Genomic DNA, 13,050 nt, shown 5'->3' on the forward strand with positions numbered 1-13,050 from the left:
GGGCTTGCCCGCGAACGAGGGCGAAGCCCTCGCAATGGGCCTTAACGCGAAGCCAGCAGCGCTTTGCCGCGCACAACCGCGGCACGCACCTGCGCCGGTGCCGTACCACCAATGTGGTCACGGGCATTCACCGAACCTTCCAGGGTCAGCACGGCAAACACGTCCTGCTCGATCTGGTCGCTGAACTGGCGCAGTTCGTCCAGGCTCATCTCGGCCAGGTCCTTGCCGGTGTCCACGCCATACTTCACCGCGTGGCCAACGATTTCGTGGCAGTCACGGAACGGCAGGCCACGGCGTACCAGGTAGTCGGCCAGGTCGGTGGCGGTGGAGAAACCGCGCAGGGCCGCTTCACGCATGATGGCGTGCTTGGGCTTGATCGCCGGGATCATGTCGGCAAAGGCACGCAGCGAGTCGCGCAGGGTGTCGGCGGCGTCGAACAGCGGCTCCTTGTCTTCCTGGTTGTCCTTGTTGTAGGCCAGCGGCTGGCCTTTCATCAGGGTCAGCAGGCCGGTGAGGGCGCCGAACACGCGGCCGCTCTTGCCACGAACCAGCTCTGGCACGTCCGGGTTCTTTTTCTGCGGCATGATCGAGCTGCCGGTGCAGAAGCGGTCCGGCAGGTCGATGAACTGGAACTGCGCGCTGGTCCACAGCACCAGTTCTTCGGAGAAGCGCGACAGGTGCATCATCGCCACGCTGGCAGCGGCGCAGAATTCGATGGCGAAGTCACGGTCCGACACGCCGTCCAGCGAGTTGCCGGCCACGGCTTCGAAGCCCAGCAGCTTGCAGGTCAGCTCGCGGTCGATCGGGTAGGTGGTGCCCGCCAGCGCGGCGCTGCCCAGAGGCATGCGGTTGGTGCGCTTGCGGCAGTCGACCAGGCGCTCGTAGTCGCGGCTGAGCATTTCGAACCAGGCCAGCAGGTGGTGGCCGAAAGTGACCGGCTGGGCCGTCTGCAGGTGGGTGAAACCAGGCATGATGGTTTCGGCTTCACGCTCGGCCTGCTCCAGCAGGCCCTGCTGCAGGCGGGTGATTTCGGCCAGGATCAGGTCGATTTCATCGCGCAGCCACAGGCGGATATCGGTGGCCACCTGGTCATTACGGCTACGGCCGGTGTGCAGCTTCTTACCAGTGATGCCGATGCGGTCGGTCAGGCGTGCCTCGATGTTCATGTGCACGTCTTCGAGGTCGACGCGCCAGTCGAAGTTGCCGGCCTCGATCTCGCCCTGGATGGTCTTCAGGCCATCGATGATGGTGTCGCGCTCGGCATCGCTGAGCACGCCGACCTGCGCCAGCATGGTGGCATGGGCGATCGAACCCATGATGTCGTGGCGGTACAGGCGCTTGTCGAAATCGACCGAGGCGGTGAAACGGGCGACGAAGGCGTCGACGGGCTCACTGAAGCGGCCGCCCCAGGACTGATTGGTCTTGTCGGTGCTCATGGATTCACTCATTGCAGGCGTGAACGAAAAAGTGGCGCCGATGATAGCAGGGTTGGGCTGGCCGCCGCAGGGCGCTGGTCGAGAGAAATGCCCGGATAACGGCAGAGAACGATTTTAAGGAATGAACGGCAGTGTTCCACGGACCGTCTACAGTTGGACAAAGGACAGGCAGTGAATCTGCCGTCCGAGTGAATCTTTGGCCATCGCACCGGTCTAGAGCGTGACCGCAGTGTCGCTCGAACCACACCTGTCTACGCTATACCTGTGCGAGACTCATTCAGGAATCCAGCGCAATTATGAATGTCCTGATCGTTGATGACGAACCCCAAGGCCGTGAACGCCTCAGCCGGCTGCTCGGCGAACTGGAGGGTTACACCGTGCTGGAGCCTAGCGCCACCAACGGCGAGGAGGCCCTTGCGTTGATCGAAAGCCTCAAGCCCGATGTGGTCCTGCTGGACATCGGCATGCCAGGCCTGGATGGCCTGCAGGTCGCCGCTCGCCTGTGCGAACGTGAGGCGCCGCCGGCGGTGGTGTTTTGCACCGGGGATGATGAATACGGTGCCGAGGCATTCAAGGACAGTACCCTCAGCCATGTGACCAAACCCTTCCAGGCCCAGACGCTGCGCGATGCCTTGCGCAAGGCCGAAAAACCCAACCGCGCCCAGCTGGCGGCGCTTACCCGGCCGGCCAATGAAGGTGGTGGCCCACGCAGCCATATCAGTGCCCGCACGCGCAAAGGCATCGAGCTGATCCCTTTGCCCCAGGTGATCTACTTCATTGCCGACCACAAGTATGTGACCTTGCGCCACGAGGCAGGGGAAGTGTTGCTCGACGAGCCACTCAAGGCCCTGGAAGACGAGTTTGGCGAACGTTTTGTACGTATCCACCGCAATGCGCTGGTCGCCCGCGAGCGCATAGAGCGCCTGCAGCGCACCCCGCTGGGGCATTTTCAGTTGTACCTGAAAGGCCTGGACGGTGATGCCCTGACTGTCAGCCGGCGGCATGTGGCCGGCGTGCGCAAGATGATGCAGACCCTCTAAACCTGTACCGGCCCAATCGCCGGCAAGCCAGCGCCCACAGGTACAGCGCCAACCTTGAACCTTGCACGGTTCCTGTGGGCGCTGGCTTGCTGGCGATTGGGCCGGTACAGGTGAGCACAGGAACCTGATCCACATCTGCTAGCGATACCGGCGATGCTGTTATCATCGACGGTATTTCTCTGGATCGGGGCGTTTCATGTCCACTCGCGAAATCCGCATTGCCACCCGTAAAAGTGCCTTGGCCCTGTGGCAGGCCGAATACGTCAAAGCCCGCCTCGAGCAGGCCCACCCCGGTCTGCTGGTGACCTTGGTGCCCATGGTCAGCCGTGGTGACAAGTTGCTCGATGCGCCGCTGGCCAAAATCGGCGGCAAGGGCCTGTTCGTCAAGGAACTGGAAACCGCCCTGTTGGACAACGAAGCCGACATCGCCGTGCACTCGATGAAGGACGTGCCCATGGACTTCCCCGAAGGCCTGGGCCTGTACTGCATCTGCGAGCGCGAAGACCCGCGTGATGCCTTTGTTTCCAATACCTTTGACAGCCTGGAAGCGCTGCCTGCCGGCAGCATCGTCGGCACATCCAGCCTGCGCCGCCAGGCCCAGTTGCTGGCGCGCCGCCCGGACCTGCAAATCCGCTTCCTGCGTGGCAACGTCAACACTCGCCTGGCCAAGCTGGATGCCGGCGAATACGACGCCATCATCCTCGCCGCCGCCGGCCTGATCCGCCTGGGTTTTGAAGACCGTATCACCGCCTCCATCAGCGTCGATGACAGCCTGCCCGCTGGCGGGCAGGGCGCGGTGGGTATCGAATGCCGCAGTGCCGACGTCGAGATCCACGCGCTGCTGGCGCCGCTGCACCATGCCGACACCGCCGACCGGGTGGTGGCCGAACGCGCCTTGAACAAACGGCTGAATGGCGGCTGCCAGGTGCCGATCGCCTGCTACGCAGTACTCGAAGGCGACCAATTGTGGCTGCGTGGCCTGGTCGGCCAGCCTAGCGGCGGCACCTTGCTGGTGGCCGATGCCCGTGCTCCCCGCGCGGCTGCCGAAACCTTGGGCGTGCAGGTGGCCGAAGACCTGCTGGGCCAAGGTGCCGAGGCCATCCTCAAGGAAGTCTACGGCGAGGCCGGCCACCCGTGAGCCAATGGCGCCTGTTGCTGACCCGGCCTGCCGAGGACTGCGCGGCACTGGCGCAAAGCCTGGCAGCAGCGGGGGTAGGCAGCAGCTGCCTGCCGCTGCTGGCGATAGAGCCTGTCACCGTGGAGGCCCGGCAACAGCAGCTGTTGCAAGGCTTGCATGGCTTCCAGGCGATCATCGTGGTCAGCAAGCCGGCGGCTCGGCTGTTGCTTGAGCGACTGGCCGAGGCCAATCGGCAGCCGCCACGTCAAGGCTGGTTCACCGTGGGCGAGGCAACCGCTGCCGTGCTGCAAGGTGCGGGGCTGGAGGTAAGCACCCCTGCGCGTGGCGATGACAGCGAAGCCTTGCTGGCGCTGCCGGCCTTGCTTCAGGCCGTTGCCGTGCCTGCACCGCGAGTGTTGATCGTTCGCGGCCTCGGAGGTCGCGAACTGCTGGCAGAGCGTCTTGCAGAGCAAGGTGCTAGTGTCGAATATCTGGAACTGTATCGTCGCTGCCTGCCGGCTTACCCGGCGGGCACCCTGAAGCGCCGCATCGAAGCGGAACGCCTCAATGGCCTGGTGGTCAGCAGTGGGCAGGGTTTTGAACATTTGCAGCAGCTGGCCGGCGCCGATTGGCCGCAGCTGGCACGCTTGCCGCTGTTTGTACCCAGCCCTCGGGTAGCCGAACAGGCCAGGGCCGCCGGGGCCCAACAGGTTGTGGATTGCCGTGGCGCCAGTGCCACGGCCTTGCTGGCAGCTGTGCAGCACAGCGCTGCACCTGCCTCTTAAGGCGCTAAGCTGAACGCGATGCGCCCCCATGCAAAGGATGGATACGTGAGCGAGACTGTCTTGTCCAATAACGATCAGCCGTCGGCACAGGCGCCGGCGGAACCCGTTACCGCCCCACCTGCCAAGCGCTCCGGCAGCGGCCTGGCAGCGTTGGCCTTGTTACTTGGCGCCGCCGGGGTGGCAGTAGGTGGTTGGGGTGTCTGGCAGGTGCGTCAACTGCAAGGCAGCGAGTTCAACCAGGGCCAGCACATCGAGGCGCTGAACCAGCGCGCCGAAGCCCTGCAGCAGCGCGAACAGCAGATCAGCGCGCAGTTGGCCAGCCTACCGGCAGCCAGCGAGCTGGAAGACCGCCGCCGCCTGGTGGCGCAATTGCAGGGCGACCAGCAACGCCTCAGTCAGCGGCTGGAAACCGTGCTTGGCGAGAGCCGCAAGGAATGGCGCCTGGCCGAGGCCGAGCACTTGCTGCGCCTGGCTACCCTGCGCCTGTCGGCCTTGCAGGACATCACCAGTGCCAAGGCGCTGGTCGAAGGCGCAGACGAAATCCTGCGCGAGCAGAGCGACCCGGGTGCCTTCGCCGCCCGCGAGCAACTGGCACGCAGCCTGGCCACGCTTAACAGCACCCAGCAACCGGATCGCACCGGCCTGTTCCTGAAACTGGCCGCTCAGCGCGAGCTGGTGCAGCAGCTCAGCGCCCAATCGCCCGAATTCGCCAGCGATGCCGATGCGCTCGGCGCCCTGACCGCTGACGGTGATGGTGCCAGCCGCCTGTCGCAGTGGTGGGCAGAGATCTCCAAGTACTTCCAGATCGACTTCAATGCCGATGACAACGTGCGGCCACTGCTGGCCGGGCAGCAACTCAATCAGCTCCGCCTGGCCCTGAGCCTGACCATCGAGCAAGCTCAGTGGGCTGCACTCAATGGTGATGCCAAGGTCTACACCCAGGCGCTGGACGACGCCCGCAGCGTGCTGCTGGCCAATTTCAACGCCGACAACCCGCAAAGCAAAGCCATGCTCGACAGCCTCAACGCCTTGGCCGATCAACCGGTGTCGGTGGTTACCCCCGACCTCAGCGAAAGCCTGGCGGCCGTGCAGGCCTACATTCAGCGCCGTCACCTGCCGGCCGAGGCTGAAGGGGGCAAGCCATGAAGCGTGTCTACCTGCTGGCCGTGCTGGCGATCGTGGTCGCTGCGGCGTTGGGTATCGCAGTCGCCAAGCACAGCGGCTATGTACTGATTTCCTATGGCGGCTTCCGCTACCAGTCCGGGCTATGGGCGGCCTTGGCTGGCCTGCTGGCCGTGGTCGCACTGCTGTGGCTGTTGCGCTACCTGGTTGGTCTGGTGCTGACCTCCAGCGGCGTGGTCAACCCGTGGTCGCGGCGTAACCGCAGCCGACGCATCCGTGTGGCCATCGAACAAGGCCAGCTGGACCTTGCCGAAGGCCGCTGGGCCAGTGCCCAGCGCCACTTGCACCGTGCCGCCGAGGCCGAACGCCAACCGCTGTTGTACTACCTCGGTGCCGCGCGTGCTGCCAACGAGCAAGGCCGGGCCGAAGACAGCGATAACCTGCTGGAGCGTGCCCTGGAGCGTCAGCCGCAAGCGGAATTGGCCATTGCCCTGACCCATGCACAATTGCAGATGGACCGTGGCGAAAGTGACGGAGCCCTGGAAACCCTGCTGGCCATGCAGGAACGCCACCCGCACAACAACCAGGTGCTGCGCCTGTTGCAGCGCCTGCACCTGGAGCGCGGCGACTGGTCGGCACTGATCCGCCTGCTGCCGGACTTGCGCAAGGGCAAGGTGCTGCCGGCCGCTGAGCTGGCTGCCCTGGAGAAACGTGCCTGGGGTCAGAACCTGAGCCTGGCGACCACGCGTGGCGAAGATTCGCAAAGTGCACGCCAGGCCCTGGAACGCGCCTGGCAGCAACTGACCGCAGCCCAGCGTCAGGAACCACAGCTGGTGCTGGCCTACGCCGAGCAATTGCGCCAGGTCGGTGCGCAGAGCGAAGCGGAGCAAGTACTGCGTACGGCCCTCAAGCGCGACTACGAAAGCCACCTGGCCCGCTTGTACGGCCTGGTGCGTGGTGATGACCCGGCGCGTCAGCTGCAAACCGCTGAAGGTTGGCTCAAGGCTCACCCGCAAGACGCCAGCCTGCTGCTGACCCTGGGCCGCCTGAGCCTGCAGAACCGCCTGTGGGGCAAGGCGCGTGATTACCTGGAAAGCAGCCTGCGCATGGAGCGCAATCCCGAGGCCTGTGCCGAACTCGCCCGCCTGCTCGCCGGCCTGGGCGAGACCGAGCGCAGTAACCAGCTGTTCCAGGAGGGCCTCGGCCTGCTGGACGAACGCCTGCTGGCCCTGCCGTTGCCAGAAGGCGTACGCGCCTGACCTACCCCAGGGCCCGCGCCAAGGTGCGGGCTTTGGGGGTCGGTAATTTATCTATCCTTGCAAGTTAGATCTGAAGTCCATTTCTTCAGGCACCTCCTACTGCATCTCTGGAAATTTCCTACGCGATTCAGCGATTTGTCGTTGCTGTCGCGCCTTGAAACAAAGCACGTCTTTCCTCTACCGTTTCAAGCCACTACATCTTCCCCCGGGACCTTCACTGCCCATGCTGCCGGCCCGATTGCGCGCTTGTTTCCTTCCTGCCTGCCTGGCCGCCCTGGCGGTACTGGTTGCGTCTTTTCAACTGGAAAACATCCCAGGGCTGGTGCCGTGCCCTTTGTGCTTCAGCCAGCGCTTGCTGCTGGGTGCGTACGCGCTGCTGAGCCTGGCAGCCGTGCTGCAGGCACCGGGCACGCAGGGCATCCTTCGTTATGCACGGGTGGCGTTGGGTTGCTCACTGGCCGGCGCGTTGCTGGCAGCACGGCATGTCTGGTTGCAGGGCGCTGACGGGGCCGCTCATGTATGCCCGGTGCCAATCGGGCGGGTGTTCGAGCAATCCTGGGGCGAAGCGGTGCGGCAACTGCTGCTCGGTGGCCCGGATTGCAGTTCGCTGACCTGGAGCTTTTTCGACCTGACGTTACCCGAGTGGAGCCTGTTGGCCTTCCTGCTGTTGGCGGCGCTGCCCTTGAGTTGCCTGTTGGCGTATCGTTTCCGCACCCTGGCAAGAAGTTGACCTGGAACAAGGCTTGGCCACTAGCGCGACCAGTGGTGGTGTAACAGCGTATTAAACACTTGTATGAACTTTGTCCGCTGCGTACCTTGATGGGCAGCACGCGCGGGAATAATCTCCCAGCACGGATACCGAAAATACAACTGCCCGATGCCGTCCTGCTGATGTCACCTTTGTGCCGCGCGGTCGTGGTGCGAGGTGCAGCGGCATCTACCCAGAAGGGAAGAGATCGCCATGCTCGATAGTTGTCAGAACGCCCAGGAACGCTGGGGTGGGGTTCATGATCTGATCGACCGTTGGCTGACGGAGCGCCAGGAACTGGTGCAGGCTTTCCGCGCCCTGCGCGATGTGAAGCCGGCCTTCGCCGACAAGGATACGCACGGGGACTTCTGTGCTCTCCTTGTCGACTATGTGTCGGCGTGGCACTTCGAGGTCAGCGAACAATTGGTCAGCGAAGCCAAGGCATTTGGTGACACGCGCGGTCTGGAGCTGGCTACGCAGATCAATCCTCGTATTGATGACAGCACCCAGATTGCGCTGGCCTTCAACGACCATTGTGCCAAGGGTGAGTGCTCGGACCCGGAGCGTTTCGCCGAGAAACTGGCGAAGTTGGGTGCCTTGCTGCACGAGCGCTTCGAACTCGAGGATTGCCTGATCGAAGTGCTGCACAACGCGCACAAGGAAGAGGGCGCAGTCCAGGCCTGAGGGTTGGCGTCAGTCGCTAACCGCCAGCAGTTCGATCTCGAATACCAAGGGTGTAAAGGGTGCGATAAGGTCACCCGCGCCCTCGGCGCCGTAGGCTTTCGCTGATGGAATCACCAGGCGCCATTTGGCGCCCGCGTGCATCTGCGGCAGGGCCACCTGCCAGCCTTCGATTACCGAATCCAGATTGAACCACTGGGGCGTCTGGTTCTGGTCGAACACCGAGCCATCCGGCAACCTGCCCACATAGCGTACCTGTACTTTGCCGTCTGCTTTGGGCTGCGCGCCATTGCCCGCCTGCAGTTCGCTGTAGAGCACGCCTTCTGGTAGTTCGTGTACCCCATAACGCCCACGCTCATTGGCCATGAAGCGTGTTTCGGCTGCCTGCAGTTTCTGCGTGGCGGCATCACCTTCCTGCGCTTCATGCTGCTGAAGTACTGCCTGCATGCGTGCCTTGTCGAGCTTTAGCGGTTGCCCCTGATAGGACTGTTTAAGGCCTTCGACCAGTGCATCCACTTGCAAGCCCGGCATCTCCTGGCGTAGTCGCTCACCCAGGCTGGCTCCCAGGCTGTAGGCCAGGTCGTGGTCGTCGCTGTCGGCCAGGGCGATGGGTGCCAGCAGGCATAAACCTAAAACAAAATATCGAGGCAATGCCCTGGCTCCCAAATATCAGCAATGATTAATTCAGCAACTACACTTTCACGCAGCTGCAAGATAACAACTTTGCCCAGGCATGCAACGCGGCGTAAATATTACGGTCAACATGCCCTAGCGGCGGTAGCAGCAGAAGCATAGTATGAGCCGCAATCTCGTCAGCCAGGAGGTAAACCATGTCGGCCAAAAAGAAGCCAGTAAGTACGCCGTTACACCTGCTCCAGCAACTTTCGGGCAGCCTGCTCGAACACTTGGAAGATGCCTGCTCGCAAGCGCTGGCTGATGCGGAAAAACTGCTGGCCAAGTTGGAAAAGCAGCGTGGTAAAGCCCAGGAAAAACTGCACAACGGTCGCCTGAAATTGCAGGATGCGGCCAAGGCAGGTAAAGCCAAGGCGCAGACCAAGGCGCAAAAAGCCATTGGCGAACTTGAAGGGCTGCTCGACGCCCTCAAGGAACGTCAAACCCAGACCCGCTCTTATATCCAGCAACTCAAGCGTGACGCTCAGGACAGCCTCAGGCTGGCCCAGGGTGTCGGCAAGGTTCGCGAAGCAGCAGCCAAGGCGCTGGATTCGCGTGCTGCCAAGACCACCAAGCCGGCTGCCAGAACCGCTGCAGCAGCCAAACCTGCAGCCAAGCCAGTTGCCAAAGCGACCGCTGCTGCCAAGCCTGCGGCGAAACCCGCTGCGAAAGCGACCGCTGCTGCCAAGTCTGCGGCGAAACCCGCTGCGAAAGCGACCGCTGCTGCCAAGCCTGCGGCGAAGCCAGCTGCGAAAGCGACCGCTGCTGCCAAGCCTGCGGCGAAACCCGCTGCGAAAGCGACCGCTACTGCCAAGCCTGCGGCGAAACCCGCTGCGAAAGCGACCGCTACTGCCAAGCCTGCGGCGAAGCCAGCTGCCAAAGCGACCGCTGCTGCCAAGCCGGCGGCCAAACCAGCGGCCACAGCCGCCAAGCCTGCAGCCAAGCCAGCGGCGAAACCCGCAGCTGCCAAGGCCCCAGCACGCACGGCTGCCAAGCCAGCTGCCGCCAAACCTGTTGCCAGCAAGCCAGCCGAAGCCAAACCCGCTACGCCTGCCAGCACCGCGGCCGCCGCAACCAACTCGGCCACTCCGGCTGCTTCGGTAGCACCATCGGCACCCGCCAGCACCCCGGCTCAGGCCCCGTCTTCGGCGTCCTGAAGCGTAGCTGCCGCGACGCGCAGCTGATCCAGCGCGTCGTGGCGGCGGGCAGGCTCCGGCGCCAGCCGGGTCAGCCAGTCGTCCGTGAGCCCACGCGAGTCCGTGGGCCACTGTCGCGAGCGTTCCTGCAAACGCTCCAGCAAAGTCTTCTCGGCCTGCAACTCCAGCCCCTTCACCTGCTCACGTAACGCTGCCAGCTGCGCATCACTCTGCGCTGCCGCTCGCCATTGCTGACGCAGGCTGCGTAACGGGAAGACCACTTCACGCTGCCAACGCTCGGCAATCTCGCTCAACGCCTGTGCGCGCTTATCCAGCACAGCCACGCCACGCGTCTGCAGCCAGGTTGCGCATAACAGCAGGCAGACATCGCCACCCTGCGCCTGAAGCTCCAGGCAAGCCGCTTCCACGCCGGGCCGGGCATACAGGGCCAGGGCGTGATTCCACAGGTCGGTGTACATGGTTCTACTCGCGCTATGGGCCGAGGAAGCTGATAGACTCCGCGACCATCATGATCAGACTATCCAACCTCACTTTACAGCGTGGTCCGCAGCGCTTGCTAGACGGCGCCGACATGACCCTGCACCCCGGTCACAAGGCCGGCCTGATCGGCGCCAATGGCGCCGGTAAATCCAGCCTGTTCGCCTTGCTGCGCGGTGAGCTTTCGCCCGACGGCGGCGATTGCCATTTGCCCGGCGACTGGCGCATTGCCCATATGCGCCAGGAAGTCGATACCCTCGACCGCGTGGCCGTGGACTATGTGCTCGATGGCGATGTGCGCCTGCGCAAGGTCCAGGCCGAGCTGGCCGCTGCCGAGCAGGCACACGACGGTACCGCACTGGCGCGCCTGCACAGTGAGCTGGAAAGCGCCGACGGCTATACCGCCGACGCCCGCGCCCGAAAATTGCTGGCGGGCCTGGGCTTCACCAACGAGCAGATGGACCGCCGTGTCGGCGACTTCTCGGGTGGCTGGCGGATGCGCCTTAACCTTGCCCAGGCACTGATGTGCCCGTCCGACCTGTTGTTGCTCGACGAGCCCACCAACCACCTCGACCTCGACGCCATCCTGTGGCTGGAAGACTGGCTCAAGGGTTACCCCGGCACGCTGATGCTGATTTCCCACGACCGCGACTTCCTCGACGCCGTGGTCGACCATGTGCTGCACGTCGAGCAACGCAAGCTCAACCTCTACAAGGGCGGTTACACCGCTTTCGAGCGCACCCGTGCCGAGCGCCTGGCGCAGCAGCAGCAGGCCTACGAGAAGCAGCAGGCGCAGCGCGCGCACATGGAAAAGTACATCGCCCGCTTCAAGGCCCAAGCCACCAAGGCCCGCCAGGCACAAAGCCGGATCAAAGCCCTGGAGCGCATGGAGGAGCTGTCGGCGGCGCATGTGGATTCGCCGTTCGACTTCGTCTTCCGCGAGTCGCAGAAAATTTCCAGCCCGTTGTTGAGCCTGTCCGAAGGCCGCCTGGGGTATGGCGACAAGGCCATCCTCGACAAGGTCAAATTGCAGCTCATTCCGGGCGCACGCATTGGTTTGCTCGGCCCCAACGGCGCCGGCAAGTCGACCCTGATCAAGAACCTCGCTGGCGAGCTTGAGCCGTTGTCGGGCCGCCTGGTACGTGGCGAGAATCTGGCTGTTGGCTACTTTGCCCAGCACCAGCTGGACTCACTGGACGACAAGGCCAGCCCGCTGCTGCACCTGCAGCGTATTGCTCCCGCCGAGCGAGAACAGACCCTGCGCGACTTCCTGGGTGGTTTCGACTTCCATGGCGACCGCACTGACGAGCCGGTAGTGAATTTCTCTGGTGGCGAGAAGGCCCGCCTGGCGCTGGCGTTGATCGCCTGGGAACGGCCGAACCTGCTGCTGCTCGATGAACCGACGAACCACCTCGACCTGGAAATGCGCCTGGCGCTGACCATGGCCTTGCAGGAGTTTGCCGGTGCCGTGGTGGTGGTATCCCACGACCGTCATTTGCTCAAGAGCACCACCGACGACTTCCTGCTGGTAGCCGACGGCAAGGTCGACACCTTCGACGGTGACCTGGACGATTACAGCCGCTGGCTGGTCGAGTACCGCCAGCGCAGCGCGCCGGCCAGTACTGCCCCGGTCAACCCGGACAAAACCGACAAGAAAGCCCAGCGCCAGGCTGCCGCAGCCCTGCGACAGCAACTGGCTCCGCACAAGAAGGCGGCCGACAAGCTGGAAACCGAGCTTAACCAGGTGCATGCGCAGCTGGCCGAGATCGAGACCGCGCTGGGTGACGGTGGCCTCTACGAAGCGGCGCGCAAGGATGAGCTGCGTGACCTGCTGGCGCGTCAGACCAAGCTCAAGCAACGCGAGGGCGAGCTGGAAGAGGCCTGGATGGAAGCGCTGGAAACCCTCGAAAGCATGCAGGCTGAGCTCGAGGCGCTGTCCTGATGGAGGAACTGCGTTCGCTGTTGCCAGGACAATGGATGGACACCTTCTGGCTGGGCTTGCAGATCCTGTTGATCCTGGTGGCGGCCTTCGTCCTGCAGCGCATCGTCGCACGTGGGTTGAGCCGCCTGGGCCAGCGTTATCCGCTGCCACCTGAGCTGCTGGTGCCGGTGCGTGGTGGCTTGCGTTGGCTGATCATGGGCAGCGCGCTGTTGTTCGTGCTGGAGCGGCTGGGCGTTTCGGCTACCGTGCTCTGGACGGCATTGTCCGGCTTCGTCGCGGTGGCGGCGGTGGCGTTCTTCGCCATGTGGAGCGTGCTGTCCAATCTGCTGTGCGCCGTGCTGATCTTCACGGTCGGGCCGTTTCGCATCGGCGACGTGGTCGAGCTCGTCGACACCCTGGACAAGCCAGGTGTCAAAGGGCGGGTAATCGCCATCAACCTGCTGTTCACCACCTTGCTGGAAATGCCCGAGGCGGGCGGGGCGCTGGTGCAGGTGCCCAATAGCCAGTTCTTCCAGAAATCAGTGCGGCGCTGGCGCGGGGCCGAGGTGCAAGCTATGCACAAGGATGCGGCTGTCGAGGCTGATTAAGTCCTGCAGATTTTGCTGGTTATTTTT

Annotated in this window: 13 protein-coding genes; 10 read left to right on the top strand and 3 right to left on the bottom strand. The window is 63.7% G+C overall.

Annotated features, from left to right (window positions below):
* Positions 1–41: 41 nt before the first annotated feature.
* Positions 42–1,436, bottom strand: coding sequence for an argininosuccinate lyase (gene argH / locus QQL85_RS18170; protein ID WP_014861057.1), 1,395 nt, complete (start codon positions 1,434–1,436; stop codon positions 42–44).
* Between the two features lie 296 nt (positions 1,437–1,732).
* Here argH and QQL85_RS18175 point away from each other — a divergent pair, with 296 nt between their 5' ends.
* The 7 genes from QQL85_RS18175 to rsd all read left to right on the top strand — a co-directional run bounded on the left by QQL85_RS18175 (position 1,733) and on the right by rsd (position 8,191).
* Positions 1,733–2,476 (top strand): LytR/AlgR family response regulator transcription factor, encoded by a 744-nt coding sequence (locus tag QQL85_RS18175; protein ID WP_043203260.1) that lies wholly within the window; start codon positions 1,733–1,735, stop codon positions 2,474–2,476.
* A 196-nt stretch (positions 2,477–2,672) separates the two neighbouring features.
* Complete coding sequence (hemC, locus tag QQL85_RS18180; protein ID WP_284355335.1) at positions 2,673–3,614, top strand: hydroxymethylbilane synthase; 942 nt, start codon at positions 2,673–2,675, stop codon at positions 3,612–3,614.
* Complete coding sequence (locus tag QQL85_RS18185) at positions 3,611–4,378, top strand: uroporphyrinogen-III synthase (protein ID WP_284355336.1); 768 nt, start codon at positions 3,611–3,613, stop codon at positions 4,376–4,378. The genes hemC and QQL85_RS18185 overlap by 4 nt, the downstream gene beginning before the upstream one ends.
* Before the next feature lie 45 nt (positions 4,379–4,423).
* The gene (locus tag QQL85_RS18190) at positions 4,424–5,524 is read left to right on the top strand and encodes a uroporphyrinogen-III C-methyltransferase (RefSeq protein ID WP_284355337.1); all 1,101 of its coding nucleotides are present in this window, start codon (positions 4,424–4,426) and stop codon (positions 5,522–5,524) included.
* Positions 5,521–6,759: a heme biosynthesis protein HemY gene (locus tag QQL85_RS18195; protein WP_284355338.1), complete on the top strand. Its 1,239-nt coding sequence runs from the start codon at positions 5,521–5,523 to the stop codon at positions 6,757–6,759. Before QQL85_RS18190 ends, QQL85_RS18195 begins: the two co-directional genes overlap by 4 nt.
* A 223-nt stretch (positions 6,760–6,982) precedes the next feature.
* Complete coding sequence (locus tag QQL85_RS18200) at positions 6,983–7,489, top strand: disulfide bond formation protein B (protein WP_284355339.1); 507 nt, start codon at positions 6,983–6,985, stop codon at positions 7,487–7,489.
* A gap of 231 nt (positions 7,490–7,720) precedes the next feature.
* Positions 7,721–8,191 (top strand): sigma D regulator, encoded by a 471-nt coding sequence (rsd, locus tag QQL85_RS18205; protein ID WP_284355340.1) that lies wholly within the window; start codon positions 7,721–7,723, stop codon positions 8,189–8,191.
* A gap of 9 nt (positions 8,192–8,200) precedes the next feature.
* On the opposite strand, the gene QQL85_RS18210 is transcribed toward rsd, so the two are convergent.
* On the bottom strand, positions 8,201–8,839 hold the full coding sequence (locus tag QQL85_RS18210; RefSeq protein ID WP_284355341.1) for an FKBP-type peptidyl-prolyl cis-trans isomerase: 639 nt from the start codon (positions 8,837–8,839) through the stop codon (positions 8,201–8,203).
* Between the two features lie 179 nt (positions 8,840–9,018).
* On the opposite strand from QQL85_RS18210, the gene QQL85_RS18215 reads away from it, so the two are divergent.
* A complete protein-coding gene (locus QQL85_RS18215) occupies positions 9,019–10,017 on the top strand; it encodes an AlgP family protein (protein ID WP_284355342.1) in 999 nt (332 codons plus the stop codon).
* On the opposite strand, the gene QQL85_RS18220 is transcribed toward QQL85_RS18215, so the two are convergent.
* On the bottom strand, positions 9,993–10,475 hold the full coding sequence (locus QQL85_RS18220; RefSeq protein WP_284355343.1) for a TIGR02444 family protein: 483 nt from the start codon (positions 10,473–10,475) through the stop codon (positions 9,993–9,995). The genes QQL85_RS18215 and QQL85_RS18220 overlap by 25 nt on opposite strands.
* A gap of 50 nt (positions 10,476–10,525) precedes the next feature.
* On the opposite strand from QQL85_RS18220, the gene QQL85_RS18225 reads away from it, so the two are divergent.
* Complete coding sequence (locus QQL85_RS18225) at positions 10,526–12,436, top strand: ATP-binding cassette domain-containing protein (protein WP_284355344.1); 1,911 nt, start codon at positions 10,526–10,528, stop codon at positions 12,434–12,436.
* Entirely contained in the window at positions 12,436–13,023 is a 588-nt protein-coding gene (locus QQL85_RS18230) for a mechanosensitive ion channel family protein (protein ID WP_019099861.1), read from the top strand. Before QQL85_RS18225 ends, QQL85_RS18230 begins: the two co-directional genes overlap by 1 nt.
* Positions 13,024–13,050 lie beyond the last annotated feature (27 nt).

This window comes from Pseudomonas putida (genome assembly GCF_030159595.1).
Classification (GTDB): domain Bacteria; phylum Pseudomonadota; class Gammaproteobacteria; order Pseudomonadales; family Pseudomonadaceae; genus Aquipseudomonas; species Aquipseudomonas putida_AC.